The 14,290-nt window shown below is 60.5% G+C and carries 15 protein-coding genes; 4 read left to right on the forward strand and 11 right to left on the reverse strand.

Annotation, left to right across the window (positions count from 1 at the left end):
* Positions 1–9: 9 nt before the first annotated feature.
* The 3 genes from exbB to RDL77_RS06330 are packed head-to-tail and all read left to right on the forward strand — an operon-like array spanning position 10 to position 2,197.
* Positions 10–873, forward strand: coding sequence for a tonB-system energizer ExbB (gene exbB / locus RDL77_RS06320; protein WP_288192268.1), 864 nt, complete (start codon positions 10–12; stop codon positions 871–873).
* An 11-nt stretch (positions 874–884) separates the two neighbouring features.
* Positions 885–1,334: a TonB system transport protein ExbD gene (gene exbD / locus RDL77_RS06325; protein WP_288192211.1), complete on the forward strand. Its 450-nt coding sequence runs from the start codon at positions 885–887 to the stop codon at positions 1,332–1,334.
* Positions 1,334–2,197, forward strand: a complete 864-nt coding sequence (locus RDL77_RS06330; RefSeq protein WP_288192269.1) for an energy transducer TonB — start codon at positions 1,334–1,336, stop codon at positions 2,195–2,197. Before exbD ends, RDL77_RS06330 begins: the two co-directional genes overlap by 1 nt.
* On the opposite strand, the gene RDL77_RS06335 is transcribed toward RDL77_RS06330, so the two are convergent.
* The 6 genes from RDL77_RS06335 to RDL77_RS06360 all read right to left on the reverse strand — a co-directional run bounded on the left by RDL77_RS06335 (position 2,198) and on the right by RDL77_RS06360 (position 8,403).
* Positions 2,198–3,790 (reverse strand): GMC family oxidoreductase, encoded by a 1,593-nt coding sequence (locus RDL77_RS06335; RefSeq protein WP_288192212.1) that lies wholly within the window; start codon positions 3,788–3,790, stop codon positions 2,198–2,200.
* A 1-nt stretch (position 3,791) separates the two neighbouring features.
* Positions 3,792–4,721: a branched-chain amino acid ABC transporter permease gene (locus RDL77_RS06340; protein ID WP_374042675.1), complete on the reverse strand. Its 930-nt coding sequence runs from the start codon at positions 4,719–4,721 to the stop codon at positions 3,792–3,794.
* A 55-nt stretch (positions 4,722–4,776) separates the two neighbouring features.
* On the reverse strand, positions 4,777–5,664 hold the full coding sequence (locus RDL77_RS06345) for a branched-chain amino acid ABC transporter permease (RefSeq protein WP_223614846.1): 888 nt from the start codon (positions 5,662–5,664) through the stop codon (positions 4,777–4,779).
* A gap of 3 nt (positions 5,665–5,667) precedes the next feature.
* Positions 5,668–6,378, reverse strand: coding sequence for an ABC transporter ATP-binding protein (locus RDL77_RS06350; protein WP_288192214.1), 711 nt, complete (start codon positions 6,376–6,378; stop codon positions 5,668–5,670).
* Entirely contained in the window at positions 6,371–7,114 is a 744-nt protein-coding gene (locus RDL77_RS06355) for an ABC transporter ATP-binding protein (RefSeq protein WP_223614942.1), read from the reverse strand. Before RDL77_RS06355 ends, RDL77_RS06350 begins: the two co-directional genes overlap by 8 nt.
* 83 nt (positions 7,115–7,197) lie before the next feature.
* Positions 7,198–8,403 carry an ABC transporter substrate-binding protein gene (locus RDL77_RS06360; protein WP_223614848.1) on the reverse strand — a complete coding sequence of 402 codons (1,206 nt, stop codon included), beginning with the start codon at positions 8,401–8,403 and terminating at the stop codon, positions 7,198–7,200.
* Positions 8,404–8,706: 303 nt separating this feature from the next.
* Between RDL77_RS06360 and RDL77_RS06365 the strand changes: the two genes are divergently transcribed.
* Positions 8,707–9,618 carry a LysR family transcriptional regulator gene (locus tag RDL77_RS06365; protein ID WP_223614849.1) on the forward strand — a complete coding sequence of 304 codons (912 nt, stop codon included), beginning with the start codon at positions 8,707–8,709 and terminating at the stop codon, positions 9,616–9,618.
* On the opposite strand, the gene RDL77_RS06370 is transcribed toward RDL77_RS06365, so the two are convergent.
* The 5 genes from RDL77_RS06370 to RDL77_RS06390 are packed head-to-tail and all read right to left on the reverse strand — an operon-like array spanning position 9,600 to position 14,182.
* Positions 9,600–10,724: an FAD-binding oxidoreductase gene (locus tag RDL77_RS06370; protein ID WP_288192215.1), complete on the reverse strand. Its 1,125-nt coding sequence runs from the start codon at positions 10,722–10,724 to the stop codon at positions 9,600–9,602. The two genes, RDL77_RS06365 and RDL77_RS06370, sit on opposite strands and share 19 nt — an antisense overlap.
* Complete coding sequence (locus RDL77_RS06375) at positions 10,721–11,500, reverse strand: carbon-nitrogen hydrolase family protein (protein WP_288192216.1); 780 nt, start codon at positions 11,498–11,500, stop codon at positions 10,721–10,723. Before RDL77_RS06375 ends, RDL77_RS06370 begins: the two co-directional genes overlap by 4 nt.
* Complete coding sequence (locus tag RDL77_RS06380; RefSeq protein WP_288192217.1) at positions 11,497–12,297, reverse strand: ABC transporter permease; 801 nt, start codon at positions 12,295–12,297, stop codon at positions 11,497–11,499. The genes RDL77_RS06375 and RDL77_RS06380 overlap by 4 nt, the downstream gene beginning before the upstream one ends.
* On the reverse strand, positions 12,294–13,148 hold the full coding sequence (locus RDL77_RS06385) for an ABC transporter permease (RefSeq protein WP_288192218.1): 855 nt from the start codon (positions 13,146–13,148) through the stop codon (positions 12,294–12,296). Before RDL77_RS06385 ends, RDL77_RS06380 begins: the two co-directional genes overlap by 4 nt.
* Positions 13,145–14,182, reverse strand: a complete 1,038-nt coding sequence (locus RDL77_RS06390; RefSeq protein WP_288192219.1) for an ABC transporter ATP-binding protein — start codon at positions 14,180–14,182, stop codon at positions 13,145–13,147. The genes RDL77_RS06385 and RDL77_RS06390 overlap by 4 nt, the downstream gene beginning before the upstream one ends.
* Between the last annotated feature and the right edge of the window lie 108 nt (positions 14,183–14,290).

The raw sequence follows: 14,290 nt of genomic DNA on the forward strand, positions 1-14,290 counted from the left end.
TCTCCAGTGATGGCGCAAGAAGGCGCGCCGCAGGCGGCGCAGCCTCAGACCATCCAGCAAAGCCCGGTTGAAGCCGCTCCGGCACCTCAAGCGGCGCCTGCGCCCGTTCTCCAGGCCGCTCCGGCGCCGTCCGCACCGGCCGCCGTCACCAAGGCAACCCTCCCGCACAATTTGTCTCCCTGGGGCATGTTTATGGCGGCGGATTGGGTGGTGAAGGGGGTGATGATCGGACTGGCTTTCGCGTCGCTCGTAACCTGGACTGTCTGGCTGGCCAAGACGCTGGAACTGGCCGGGGCCAGGGTTCGCGCCCATCGCGCGCTGAACGCCATCGGCAGTGCGCGCACCCTGCGCGATGCCGAAAAGGCACTGGAAGGCCGCGGCGGACCGGGGGCCCAACTGGTCAATGCCGCACGCGAGGAAGTGCGCCTGTCGCAGGAAGCGCAGAGTTATGCGGGTGCTGACGGCTTGAAGGAGCGTGTTTCCTCCCGCTTGTCGCGCATCGAGGCGCAGGCCGGCCGCCGCATGAGCCGGGGCACGGGCGTGCTTGCGACCATCGGCTCAACGGCGCCGTTCGTCGGTCTCTTCGGCACGGTATGGGGCATCATGAATTCCTTCATCGGCATTTCAGAATCGCAGACGACCAATCTTGCCATTGTCGCGCCGGGCATCGCCGAAGCCTTGCTTGCGACCGCCATCGGTCTTGTCGCCGCGATCCCCGCAGTCGTCATCTACAACGTGTTTGCCCGATCCATCACCGGCTATCGCCAGTTGCTGGCCGACGCCTCGGCAGGTGTTGAACGGCTTGTCAGCCGCGACGTGGATTTTGCGCTGGTGCCGCCGGTGCATCAGCCCCGTGCCGCTGCGGCGGAGTAAAGGTAGAGATCATGGCCGGCGGTATCAGGCACAACGTTTCCGATGACGAATTGCAGGAAAACCACGAAATCAACGTGACACCATTCATCGACGTCATGCTGGTTCTGCTGATTATTTTCATGGTGGCGGCACCGCTCGCCACCGTCGATATCAATGTCGACCTGCCGGCGTCGACGGCGGCGCCTGCCACCCGGCCCGACCAGCCCCTCTATCTCACGCTGAAGGACGATCATACCATTGCGATCGTCAATGACACGGTGGCGAAGGAAACGCTGGGCGCCTTCCTCGATCAGAAGACGCAGGGCGACAAGGAAACGCGCGTGTTCCTGCGTGCCGACCGGGCCGTGGACTATGGCGCGCTGATGGATTTGATGAACACGTTGCGTGACAATGGCTATCTCAAGATCGCCCTCGTCGGGCTCGAAAGTGCCCCGTCGGTGCCCGCTGGAAGTGCGCAGTGATGTCGGGCGAGCCGACAGCACGCGGGGCGGGACGGTTTCAGCTGAACTGGCGCGAAATAGGCCTGTGGTCCGCCGCCGGCATTGTGATGGCCGGCTTGCATGCCGGTGCGGGATGGTACGGATATCGGTACCAGCCGGAAGCGAAGGCGGGAGATATTGCCGCCGCTGTGATGATCGATATGGAGCCGCTGCCGGCTCCCGTGATCCCGGAAGCCGTTGCCGAGCTGCCGCCGGTCGAGCCGGAGAAGATCACACCGGAGCCTGTCCAGCAGGAAGCCAAGGCGCCTGACATGCCGCCGGAAAAGCCGGTCGAACCCGAACCTGAGCCGCAGCCCGTCGAACAGCCAGTGCCGGAAGAGCAGGTGGTCCCGGAGGAGCCGCAGCCGGAAAAAACGGTTGAGCTGCCGAAGGCGGAAGTGCCGTTGCCCATTGTGCGTCCCGAACAGAAAAAGCCGGATGTGCCCAAAAAGGACATGCCGAAGAAGGTCGTCCGCAAGCCGGTGAAGACACAGGTCACGGACGTGAAAAGCGATACCGTTGTGGAAGCCAGGCAGCAGCCAAGCGTGTCTCGTGCAAGCGCTGCGCGTGCTGCACAGACGTGGAGTGAAAAAGTGAATTCCTATCTGGCACGCTACGCCCGACGTGCAGGCGCGCGCAACCGGGGAGCAGGTAATGTGCGTATAACGTTCACCTTAACCCGAGACGGCAACATTGTATCGTCCAGCATAACGGGCAGTTCCGGTAATCCAGAGGTTGACAGATATGCACTTGAAACAGTGCGCAAAGCGTCACCTGCTCCCTCCGCACCAGACGACTATATTGGTTCGCGCGCTTCCATGAGTGTTCCTATTACCATCCGGTGATCAGGCGCGGGCGATCATTTCCGCTGCCTTTTCCGCAATCATGATCGTCGGCGCGTTGGTATTGCCCGACGTAATGGTCGGCATGACGGATGCATCAGCGATGCGCAATCCCTTTATACCCCGCACGCGCAGCTGGGGATCGACCACCGACTCCCGATCGGCGCCCATGCGGCAGGTGCCGACAGGATGAAAGATCGTCGTGCCGATGGCGCCTGCCGCCTCGATCAGCTCCGCCTCGCTCTGATAGCGCGGCCCCGGCTTGAATTCTTCCGGCCTGTAGCGCTGCAGCGGCTTTTGCGCCACGATGTTGCGGGTGATGCGGATTGAATCCGCCGCGACACGGCGGTCGCTGTCCGTTGTCAGGTAATTCGGCCGGATGGCCGGATGCGCCCGATAATCCGGTGATTTGATGTGAACGGAACCACGGCTTTCCGGCCGCAGATTGCAGACGCTGGCGGTAAAGGCGGGGAAGGGATGGACGTTCTCGCCGAACTTTTCCAAGGATAGCGGCTGCACGTGATATTGCAGGTTCGCCGTCGCAAAAGACGGATCGGAGCGGGTGAATACCCCCAGCTGGCTTGGGGCCATCGACATCGGGCCTGACTGGTTGATGAGGTATTCCAGGGCAATCGATGCCTTGCCCAAAAGGCGGTTGGCCTTTTCATTGAGTGTCGCAATGCCCGTCACCTTATAGGCGCAGCGCAGTTGCAGGTGATCCTGCAGGTTTTCACCAACCGAGCGCCGTTCAAGAACCGGAGTGATTCCGGCGTTCTGCATGACATCGCCGCGGCCGATGCCGGACAATTCAAGAATCTGCGGCGAGCCGACGGCGCCTGCCGCCAGGATCACCTCGCGGCGGCAGTGGATCGTGCGGATGGCTCCCGCCTGTTCGATCTCCACGCCCCCGGCTGTCAGATTGTCGATAACGAGCTTACGGACATGGGCTCCGGTTTCGACCGTCAGGTTCGCACGCTTCATTGCCGGGCGAAGAAACGCCTTTGCCGTGTTCCAGCGGATGCCGCGTTTCTGGTTGACCTTGAAATAGGAACTGCCTTCATTGTCGCCGCGATTGAAATCGTCGGTGCGCGGGATCCCCGCCGCTTCGGCAGCATCCCTGAACGCATCGAGAATATCCCAGTGCAGGCGCGCCTCTTCCACGCGCCATTCGCCGCCCGATCCGTGAAATTCATCGCTGCCGAGATAGTAATCTTCCGACTTGCGGAAATAGGGCAGGACATCGTCCCAGCCCCATCCGGCACAGCCATCCTGCCGCCACAGATCGTAATCGCGCGCCTGCCCGCGCATATAGATCATGCCGTTGATCGACGAGCAGCCGCCAAGCACCTTGCCGCGCGGATAGTTGAGGATGCGGCCGTTGAGGCCCGGTTCAGCCTCGGTCGAAAAGCACCAGTCCGTCCGCGGATTGGAGATGCAGTAGAGATAGCCCACCGGAATATGGATCCAGGGGTAATTGTCCTTGCCGCCAGCCTCAAGCAGGAGGACGGACACGTTCCGGTCTTCCGACAGCCTGTTGGCCAAGGTGCAGCCTGCCGTGCCTGCCCCGACGATGATGTAGTCATAGCTGGCTGTCATGTCAGTGCCCGGAGCTGCTCTCGAGTTTCTTGCCGAACCGCGAGGCGTAGAGCTCGCCGATAATGCCGCGGCGGAAGACGAGGACGCAGACCATGAAAATGATGCCGGTGATCACCGTGACCGGGAATTCCGACGTGGCGAGATAGTTTTCCAGCGCCGTGATGAAACCGGCCCCGACGATCGGGCCGACCAGTGTGCCGATGCCGCCAAGCAGGGTCATGAGCACGACCTCGCCGGACATCTGCCAGCTGACATCGGTCAGCGTTGCAAACTGAAAGACAATCGCCTTCAAGCCGCCGGCAAGGCCGGTGAGCGCTGCCGACATGACGAAGGCCGCAAGCTTGTAGCGGGCAACGGAATAACCGAGCGAAATGGCGCGGTTCTCGTTTTCCCGGACGGATTTGAGGATCATGCCGAAGGGCGAATTGATGATGCGCCAGATGATGAAGACACCGATGAGGAACACGGCCAGCACGAAGAAATACATGTTGAGCGGATCGTTCAGATCGATAAAGCCGAGGAGCTTGCCGCGCGGCACACCCTGAATGCCGTCTTCGCCCTTGGTGAAGGACGCCTGCAGGCAGAAGAAGAAGAACATCTGCGACAGGGCGAGGGTGATCATCGTCGAATAGATACCCTGACGCCGGATGGCAAAGAAACCGATGATCAGTCCGAGTATCGTTGCGCCGAAGACGCCGAGCAGGATGCCGAGCTCCGGCGGAAAGCCCCATTCCTTGACGGAATGGGCGGTAAAATAGGCGGCTCCACCAAAGAATGCCGCATGGCCGAACGAGAGTATGCCGGTATAGCCGAGAAGCAGATTGAAGGCGCAGGCGAACAGCCCGAAACACAGGACTTTCATCAGGAAGACCGGGTAGAAATGGAAGGGCGCGAGAACGAGCGCCGCGACGCCGACGAGGATCAGCAGCATTTCAAGATTGAGAAACCTGCTTTTCTGGCCTGGGGAAACTGTCGTATCGGTCATGTCAGACCTCCTTTCCGAACAGGCCTGCCGGACGGACAAGCAGAACGATCGCCATGATGACGAAGATCACGATATTGGAGGCCTCGGGGTAAAACACCTTGGTCAGGCCCTCGAAAATACCGAGCATGTAACCGGTGACGATGGCGCCGAGAATGGAACCCATGCCGCCGACAACCACCACGGCGAACACGACAATGATCAGGTTGGTGCCCATGAGCGGGCTCACCTGATAGATCGGTGCCGCCATGATGCCCGCAAGACCGGCAAGCGCGGCGCCGAGGCCATAGGTAAAGGTCAGCAATATCGGCACGTTGATGCCGAAGGCCCTAACAAGCGTCGGATTTTCCGTCGCCGCGCGCAGATAGGAACCCAACCGGGTTTTCTCGATCAGAAGCCAGGTGGCAAGACAGATGGCAAGGGATGCCAGCACCACCCAGGCACGGTATTTCGGCAGGACCATGAAGCCAAGATTATAGCTGCCGGTGAGAGCGGCGGGCACTGCATAGGGTTGTCCCGCCGCACCGTAGTAATAGCGGAAGGTCCCTTCGATCACCAGCGCGAGCCCGAAGGTGAAAAGCAGGCCATAGAGATGATCGAGATTATAGAGACGCGAGAGTGCGACGCGTTCGACGATCGCACCGGCGACGCCGACGATGACGGGTGCAAGGATCAAGGCGGGCCAATAGCCGATGCCGAGCTGGGCAAGCAGCAGATAACCGACAAAGGCGCCCAGCATATACTGCGCGCCATGGGCGAAATTGATCACGCGCAAGAGGCCGAAGATGATCGCGAGGCCAAGGCTGAGCATGGCGTAGAAGGAACCGTTGATGAGGCCGATCAGCAATTGTCCGAGGAAGGCCTGCAGGGGAACGCCGAAGATCATGGTCATGGGTCAGACTCCCAGCGCTTCGTTAAGCATGGACATGCGTTCCGGCAGTTCCCGGACATGGAAATTGTCGATGATTTTGCCGTGATCCACCACATAGAAGCGATCCGCGACCTTGCTGGCGAAACGGAAATTCTGCTCGACCAGCAGAATGGTCATGCCGCGCTGCTTCAGCGTCACCAGCACTTCGCCGATGCGCTGCACGATGACCGGGGCAAGTCCTTCGGTCGGCTCGTCAAGCAGCAGCAGTTTGACCCCCGTGCGCAGGATGCGGGCAATGGCCAGCATCTGCTGCTCGCCGCCGGAAAGTTTGGTTCCGGGACTGTTGCGCCGCTCTTTCAGATTGGGAAAAAGATCATAAATCTCCGGTATCGACATGCCGCCCTTGGCAACGATGGGCGGCAGGTTGAGATTTTCATCGACGGAGAGTGTCGCGAAGATGCCGCGCTCTTCCGGCACAAAACCGATGCCGGCATGGGCCGTGCGGTGCAGGGGCACGCGCATCATATCCCTGCCGTCAAAGGCGATGCTGCCGGTGCGCTTGCGGATAATGCCCATGATCGAACGCAGGGTCGTGGTCTTGCCGACGCCGTTGCGGCCAAGCAGGGTGACGGTTTCGCCCTCATGAATATCGAGATTGACGCCATGCAGCGCGTGGCCTTCGCCATACCAGGCATGAAGATCGCGGACGGCGAGGAGGGGTTTGGGATCACTCATGTTCGGTCCCCATATAGGCAACGCGCACCCGTTCATCCTGGCTGACCGTCTGGTAGTCGCCGGAGATGAGAATTTCGCCGCGCTGCAGGACGGTGACCTGATCGCAAAGATCGGCAACGACCTTCAGGTTGTGTTCGACCATCAGGATTGCCCGGTCGCGGGCCACCTCGCGAATGATCTCGGCAACGATGTGCACGTCCTCGTGGCCCATGCCCGCCATGGGTTCATCCAGAAGCAGGACCTTGGGATCGAGCGCCAGCGTCGTTGCGATCTCCAGCACGCGCTTGCGACCATAGGAGAGGTCAGCGGCCAGTTTGTTGTGGGCGTCGTGCAATCCGACGGCCGTAATCAGTTCCATGGCCCGATCATTCAGCCGGTTGAGCGCGCTGGTCGGCAGCCAGAACTGCGTTGACAGGCCGGCCGGGCGTTGCAGGGCCACGCGCACATTGTCGAGAACGGTCAGATGCGGGAAAACCGCAGAAATCTGGAATGAGCGAACCAGCCCCATACGGGCGACTTTCGCCGGGTCGGTTCTGGTAATGTCCTGATCGAGCAGGGTGATCGTGCCGCTCGACGGCTGCAGAAACTTGGTCAGGAGATTGAAAACCGTGGTTTTTCCCGCGCCGTTTGGGCCGATCAGTGCGTGGACCTTCGCATGATGGATATCCAGATCCACATTGTTTACGGCGATGAAACCGCCAAAATCCCGGCGCAGGCCGCGGGCGGAGAGAACCACCCGGGATCCGGCGTTACCGGCGCTGCCGGGAGAGGCATGACCTCCCCCGAATGCCGTACTGCTCAACGAAGCTGTCATCCGGACTACTTGGCCAGATCGCAGCCGCTTTCGGCTGGCTTTATATAGGCCTCAGCGCCCGGAACCGTGGCCAGAACCTTGTAATAGTCCCATGGCTCCTTGCTTTCCGATGGCTTCTTGACTTCCATCAGATAGACATCGCTGATCAGGCGGCCATTGGCACCGACCTTGGCGCCGCGCCCGAAGACGTCATCGACAGGCATTTCATGCATGGCAGCGGCAACTTTTTCCGTGTCATCGGTGCCGGCCTTCTGAATGGCTTTCAGATATTGCATGACCCCGGAATAGGTCGCGGCCTGGATCATGTTCGGCATACGGCCGGTGCGCTTGAAGAATTTGCGGCCGAACTCGCGGGACTGGTCGTCGCGATCCCAGTAGAAGCTTTCCGTCAGGGTCAGGCCCTGGGCTGCTTCAAGGCCGAGGCCATGCACTTCCGCCAGGGTGAAGAGCAGCGCCGCCAGACGCTGGCCGCCCGATACGATGCCAAATTCAGCGGCCTGCTTGATGGCATTGGCGGTGTCGAGACCGGCATTGGCCAGACCGATCACCTTGGCACCGGATGACTGCGCCTGCAGCAGGAACGAGGAATAGTCGGCTGTTGCCAGCGGATGACGCACGGAGCCGACCACTTTACCGCCCTTCGACGTCACATATTTGGTCGTCTGTTCTTCCAGGGAGTAGCCGAAGGCGTAATCGGCGGTAAGGAAGAACCAGGTATCGCCGCCCTGCTTGACGAGCGCACCGCCGGTGCCGACGGCGAGAGCGTGGGTGTCATAGGCCCAATGGAAACCATAGGGCGAGCACTGCTTGCCGGTCAGTTCGGCCGTGGCCGCACCGGTCACAAGATCGATCTTCTTCTTTTCCTTGGAGATGCCCTGCACGGCGAGCGCGACGGACGAGGTGGTCAATTCCATGATCGCATCGACCTGCTCCGTGTCATACCACTGGCGGGCGATATTGGAGGCAATATCCGGCTTGTTCTGATGGTCGGCGGTGATGACCTCGATCGGCGCGTCGAGAACCTTGCCGCCGAAGTCTTCGGCGGCCATCTTCGCCGCTTCGAACGACCACTTTCCGCCGAAATCCGCATAGACACCGGATTGATCGTTCAGGATGCCGATCTTGACTTTGCCGTCCGAAATGCCTGCACTCGCAGCGGGCATAACGGTTGCAGCCATCAGGGCAGCGGTTGCAATTGCCAACAATTTCATTCTGTTCTCCTCCCAAAGAAATGCCGCTCACAGGATCATCGCATGATGGACCGTCGCGGACTTGATCGTCTCGGCTGAAAATGACCCAAAGCCATGACGCAGAGATGTCTGCGCCCAATCGGTTCGGTTTCCTCCTCAATCCGGTCAGCCATTCCTCTCTGCCGGATATTTCTTGCCCCTATGATTGTCCCGTTTCTTGCGGCGGGCAACCATCCTGTTGAAAAAACTGTAGCATTGACAAATAAGTACACAAACACCTATTTTCGCACAGAATAAGTACAAATACGTACATATGGGTGCGCCTTGCGGCAATACACATGGGACGATCTGCAATATTTCCTGGCGGTGGCGCGGACCGGTCAGCTCACGACGGCGGCGCGTCGCCTGCGCACCAATCACGTCACTGTCTCCCGGCGCATTGACAGGCTGGAGGAGGCGCTTTCGGCGCGTCTTTTCGAGCGGAATCCGCGTGGATATATCCTGACGGCACTCGGCGAGAAGCTGATTGAATCGGCTGAAATCATGGAGCGCGAAGCCGAGCGCTTTCAGAATGAAGCCTCCGGCGGAACGGTCTCGCTCAGCGGTGTCGTGCGCTTGAGCATTCTGGAAGGGATAGCCAATTTCTTCCTGGCGAACCGCCTGCCCATCATGGCGCAGTCCTACCCCAGTCTTTCCGTGGAAATGGTGACGATCCAGCAGATTGTCTCGCTGTCGCGCCGCGAGGCGGATTTGTCGATCACGCTGAATCCGACACGCACGGGCCCCTATCATCAGGAAAAACTGATGCCCTACCGCTTGTTCATCTATGGGGCGAAAGACTATCTCGCCCGGCATCCGGCGATCCGGCAACGCGCCGATCTCTCCGCTCACCGCTTCATCGGCTATATCGAGGATATGATTTTCACGCCCGGGCTCGACTATATGCGCGAGATTCTTCCAGGTCTGCGGCCGGCCTACCAGAGCTCAAGCATTTTTGCCCAGTTGAGCGCCGCCCGCTCGGGTTTCGGGCTTTGCATCCTGCCCTACTTCATTGCCTACAATTATCCGGAACTGGTGCCGGTGCTGCCAAAGGAAATGCACCTCAATCGCGATTACTGGCTGATCTGCCATGAGGATATCGTCAACACGCCGCGCATCCGCGTGCTCAGCGATTTCATCCGCTCGGAGGTTGGCAGCCAGACGGCGATTTTTGGCGGCTATCCCCTGCTTGATTGAAAGCGGGCAGCAGACAGGCGCGGGGCGATGTTTGCCAGACCATCCGGCAAGGATTGCTGGCGGATGAGCTTGGCAGCAAGCTGCGATAGCGCCGGAGCAGTCTGGATACCATATCCTCCCTGTCCGGCGAGCCAGAAGAACCCGCTGAGTTCCGCGTCAAATCCCGCAACGGGTGTACGGTCCGGCGCGAAGGTGCGCAGCCCGGCCCAACTCCGTTCGACACGGTTGACCGGTATCGTGACCGCCTGTTCATAGCGGTAGAGGCCTTCGGCGAGGATCATGTCGTCCACATAGGCGTCATGCGGTTCCACCGGGGTTTCATCACCGGGCGAGACGAACAATCGTCCGCCGTCAGGCTTGAGGTACCAGCTCTCATTGGCATCGTCGACCACCGGCCAGCTGCGAGTGTCGTATCCCTCCGGTGCGGGCAGCACGGCGACCGAACGGCGCAAGGGGGTAAACCCAAGCGGCTTGCCGCCGAAAATGCCTGCGATGACATCGGCCCATGCGCCGGAAGCGTTGATGACCGTAGGGGCGCGGAATGTCTGACCCGGTGTCTCGACCAGCCAAAAGCCGTTCACCCGGTTCGCACGGATGACTTCGCATGACGTGCGAAGTTCGGCGCCAAGGCCCGTCGCCTTGCGCAGCCAGCCCTGATGTAGGGCATTCACGTCGATGTCCTGCGCTTCAGCCTGATAGCAGACCGCCTTGATATGATCGCGGTTGAGGATAGGCACCATTTCCACGGCCCGGTCTACGCTGATCTCCTCGACATTGACGCCGTTTTTGATCATGTCCTCGCAGCTTGCAATGCCGGTTTCATCGGCGATCGTGAGGGCACCACGGGGTGTCAGCAGCGGTTCGGGAAACAGGTTTGTGTCGCGCTGTTCAAACATCGGCGCGCTGAAATGATTGAGCGCACGAATGACATCGTTGCCGTAATTGGGGAGGAATATGGCGACGGAACGTCCCGTCGAATGGTAGGCCGGCTGGCTCTCCCGTTCGAGTATGATCACCTTGTGCGTATCGGCGAGCTCGGCGGCTACGCCAACGCCGGCAATGCCGGCGCCGATGATGAGAATGTCGGTGTCGATGATGTCGGTCATGTCCGCGTCAGGTCTTTCAGATAGGGATTGCTGTCAATCGACGCTGCAAAGGCGTGCCGGTCGATGTCGGCAAAAACCAGGTGTTCATTGGCGTCCGTGCAGGCAGCGACGAGGCTGCCATCCGGCGCGGCTATACGGGAGAGGCCGGCAAAAGTGAAGCGTTCGTCGCTGCCGGCGTGATTGACATAGGCGACAAATATCTGGTTTTCGAACGCGCGTACCTGAATCATGTGCGCGGCGATGAATTCCCCGGATGGGCCCGCGGGAAGCGCCGTCGGCACGAGGATCATCTGTGCTCCCGCCTGCGCCAGGCGGCGGACATTCTCCGGAAATTCCACATCGTAGCAGATCAGCATGCCCAGCTTCAGCCCGGCAAGCGGCACAATGCAGCTGGCCGGTTTTGCCGGGGTAAACAGGGCCCGCTCATAATCGCCATAGAGATGCGATTTCCTGTAGACGGCAGGCTGGGTATCGCCGCAGACAAAGGCTGCACTGTTGTAGATGTGGTCGCCATCGCGTTCGGCAAAGCCCGCGATGATGGCTATGGCGTTGGTCTTGGATATGGCCTGCAACCGATCGATCTGTCTGCCATTGGCCGGCTCTGCCAATCCCGTGATCGTCTCTCCCGCACCGTAACCGGTCAGGGCGAGTTCCGGCGCGACAAGCAGGTCGGCACCGGCTTTGGCGGCAGCTTTTGCGGCTTGCTCGATGCGTGCCAGATTGGCGCCGACATCGCCGCAAACCGCCTGCATCTGGAGTGCTGCCATCCGCATCATTTGTCGTCCGTGGCCATGGCACCAAGCAGCTTGGGCAGGTCGCCGAATTTTGCAACCAGCGAGAAGATCACGGCGGCGGTGGCGACGAAGAGAATGGTCACCGAGGCCATGGTCGGCGTATAGCCGTAGCGCAGTGCATTGAAAATCTTGATGGGGAGCGTTTCCAGCGTAAAGCCGACGGTCATGTAGGCAACGATATACTCGTTGAGCGACAAGACGAAAGCGAAGGCGTAGCCGGAAACCAGATAGGGCAGGATCAGCGGCAGGATGACCGTGCGGAAAATGGTGCGGTCACTCGCGCCCATGGTGGCCGCAGCCTCGACGAAGGAGCGGTCGATGGATGAAAAGCCGAGCGACAGCGTCACCAGCGGCAGGGTGACGAAGAAGATCGCGTGACCGATGACAGCGGTCCACGGCTGACCATAGAAGCCGGTGGTGGCCCAGAATGTCAGAAGGCCGAGCGCGGTGATGACCGGCGGCAGCGTGAACGGCGCAATGCCGAGGACCTGAAAGATGTTGGCCCACGGTGCAATGCGCCGCCACAGGAACCATGCAAGCGGCAGCGCAATCAGCACGGCCAAAGCCGCCGACGTGGTGGCGAGGACGACCGAGGCAACGAGAGCACTGCGCCATTCCGGATTGAGGAAGATTTCGCCGTACCAGGCCAGCGAAAAGCCCTGCGGCGGAAAGGCAAGCGTCTGCTTCGCGTTGACCGACACGCCGGCAACCACGATGAGCGGAAGCGCCAGAAACAGGCCGATGACAAGGAAGTAGAAGCGTCGGAGTGCGGTCATCATGCCTTTTCTCCCTTGCGTCCGATCAGCAATGTCAGGGCCACCAGACCAAGCGTCACAAGCACCAGAAACACGGCCATGGCCGCCGCAAACGGCATGTTGGACTGGTAGATCGCCTGATCGGTGATGAGGACGGAGAGCGTCCAGTGCTGCGGCCTGCCAAGAATCTGCGGCAGCAGATACGAGCCCAGCGCGAAGATGAACACCATGATCAGCGTCGCCATGATCGTGTTGCGCAGCGCCGGCACAAGCACGTTGAAGAAGGCGCGCACCGGCGACGAACCCAATGTCCGCGCCGCCTCCATCAGGGTGGGATCGAGGCGGACAAGGGCGGGGTAAAGGACAAGGACCGTATAGGGAAGCGCCTGATAGACCATACCCGTCAGCACCGCGCCGAAGCTCGGTGACAGGGCGACGGCCTGTTTCATCAAACCCAGTTGGACAAGAATGTTGGTGATCCCCGCCGTGCGCGAAAACAGGGTGGACCAGGCAAAGCCGATGATGACTTCCGACAGCGACAGTACGGAGAGCAGGGCCACGAGCCAGATCACCTGCAACCGGCGCGGCAGCTTGGACAGGAGATAGGTGAAGGGCAGGGCAAGCACGACGCAGCAGATAGCGACAGTGACAGCCAGCATCAGCGAGAAGCCGAGGACGCCGCCGAAGAAGACGCTGAGAAAGCGCTCGTAATTGGAGAAGACGAAGGCAGGCGTATAGAAGCCGCCCTGCTGGCGCTGGAAAAAACTCACAGCGATCATGGTGCCGAACGGCACCACGAAAAACACCAGCAGCATGCCCGCAGGGAAAAACAGCGGCCCGTAATCGGCTATGGATTGGGGGGCTTCGCGCTTCATTGTTTCAGCACCACGCAGACATCGGGTGCAAGCACGATGCCGACCTGTTGTCCGGCTGTCACCTCAGGCCGGGCACGCGGCGTTGAGACGGCGACGATCTGCTTGCCGCCCGCTTCGACGAAAGTCTCTATGGTGCCGCCAAGATCGCGCACGAAGGTCACGGTGCCGTTGATGGCGCCATTGCCCGGCGCCGTCAGGTGCACATCTTCCGGACGCACGGAAATCGTTGCTTTCTGCAGGCCTGCAGGCAGGAGAAGACCGGGCACGCTGTGCCCGAAGATGGTGGCGGCGCCAGAACTGTCGGCCGTCGTCTCGATGAGATTTGTCGAGCCGATGAAGTCGGCGACAAACGTATCGGCGGGTTTGCGGTAGATTTCGATCGGCGGGGCGGCCTGGCGGATATGGCCGCCATTCATGACCACCACCGTATCGGCCATGGTCATGGCCTCGCGCTGGTCGTGGGTCACCACGATGGTGGTGATGCCGAGCTTCTGCTGCAGCTGCCGCAGTTCCACCTGCATTGCTTCACGCAGCTTTGCATCGAGCGCCGAGAGCGGCTCGTCGAGCAGGAACAGTTTGGGCGAAAGCGCCAAAGCGCGGGCGATGGCCACGCGCTGGCGCTGGCCGCCGGACAGTTTCGAAACGGGCCGGTCGCCGTAGCCGGGCAGGTGGATCAGGGCCAGCAGTTCATCGACGCGCTTTTTCTGGTCTTCGCGGCCTTTGCCACGAATGCGCAGGGGATAGGCGATATTTTCGCCAACGCTCAAATGCGGGAACAGGGCCAGCGACTGGAACACCATGCCCAGATTGCGCTTGTGGGTCGGGACCTTGGTGATGTCTTCGCCGTCGAGCAGGATTGAGCCGCCGGTCGGATCGTCGAGCCCGGCAATCATCCGCAGGAGCGTGGTCTTGCCGCAGCCCGATGGCCCGAGCATGCACACAAACGTGCCGTGCGGCACGGAAAGCTGCACATTCTCCACGGCGGTAAATGTACCAAATTGCTTGGTTACACCGTTCAATACCAGTCCGGACATCGAGCCCTCGTTTCATTCGTCATCGTTAAAAAGAAACCCGGTTCGGAATAGGCCGGGTTTCACCTTTGTAGAATCCGGCAGGCTGCCGCCGGTTCCGGAAAGCGTATC

It is taken from the genome of uncultured Phyllobacterium sp. (assembly GCF_902479695.1).
GTDB lineage: Bacteria > Pseudomonadota > Alphaproteobacteria > Rhizobiales > Rhizobiaceae > Phyllobacterium > Phyllobacterium calauticae.

Coding starts and splice junctions, on each gene's coding strand:
- RDL77_RS06340 (WP_374042675.1), bottom strand. CDS start 4,721: ATGCTGCTGATCCTCGTCGGCGTCGCGGCGCTCGTTCTCGCGCCCTTC.
- exbD (WP_288192211.1), top strand. CDS start 885: ATGGCCGGCGGTATCAGGCACAACGTTTCCGATGACGAATTGCAGGAA.
- RDL77_RS06380 (WP_288192217.1), bottom strand. CDS start 12,297: ATGATGACCGCACTCCGACGCTTCTACTTCCTTGTCATCGGCCTGTTT.
- RDL77_RS06330 (WP_288192269.1), top strand. CDS start 1,334: ATGTCGGGCGAGCCGACAGCACGCGGGGCGGGACGGTTTCAGCTGAAC.
- RDL77_RS06350 (WP_288192214.1), bottom strand. CDS start 6,378: ATGAGTGATCCCAAACCCCTCCTCGCCGTCCGCGATCTTCATGCCTGG.
- RDL77_RS06360 (WP_223614848.1), bottom strand. CDS start 8,403: ATGAAATTGTTGGCAATTGCAACCGCTGCCCTGATGGCTGCAACCGTT.
- RDL77_RS06345 (WP_223614846.1), bottom strand. CDS start 5,664: ATGACCATGATCTTCGGCGTTCCCCTGCAGGCCTTCCTCGGACAATTG.
- RDL77_RS06385 (WP_288192218.1), bottom strand. CDS start 13,148: ATGAAGCGCGAAGCCCCCCAATCCATAGCCGATTACGGGCCGCTGTTT.
- RDL77_RS06335 (WP_288192212.1), bottom strand. CDS start 3,790: ATGACAGCCAGCTATGACTACATCATCGTCGGGGCAGGCACGGCAGGC.
- RDL77_RS06390 (WP_288192219.1), bottom strand. CDS start 14,182: ATGTCCGGACTGGTATTGAACGGTGTAACCAAGCAATTTGGTACATTT.
- RDL77_RS06370 (WP_288192215.1), bottom strand. CDS start 10,724: ATGACCGACATCATCGACACCGACATTCTCATCATCGGCGCCGGCATT.
- RDL77_RS06375 (WP_288192216.1), bottom strand. CDS start 11,500: ATGATGCGGATGGCAGCACTCCAGATGCAGGCGGTTTGCGGCGATGTC.
- exbB (WP_288192268.1), top strand. CDS start 10: ATGGCGCAAGAAGGCGCGCCGCAGGCGGCGCAGCCTCAGACCATCCAG.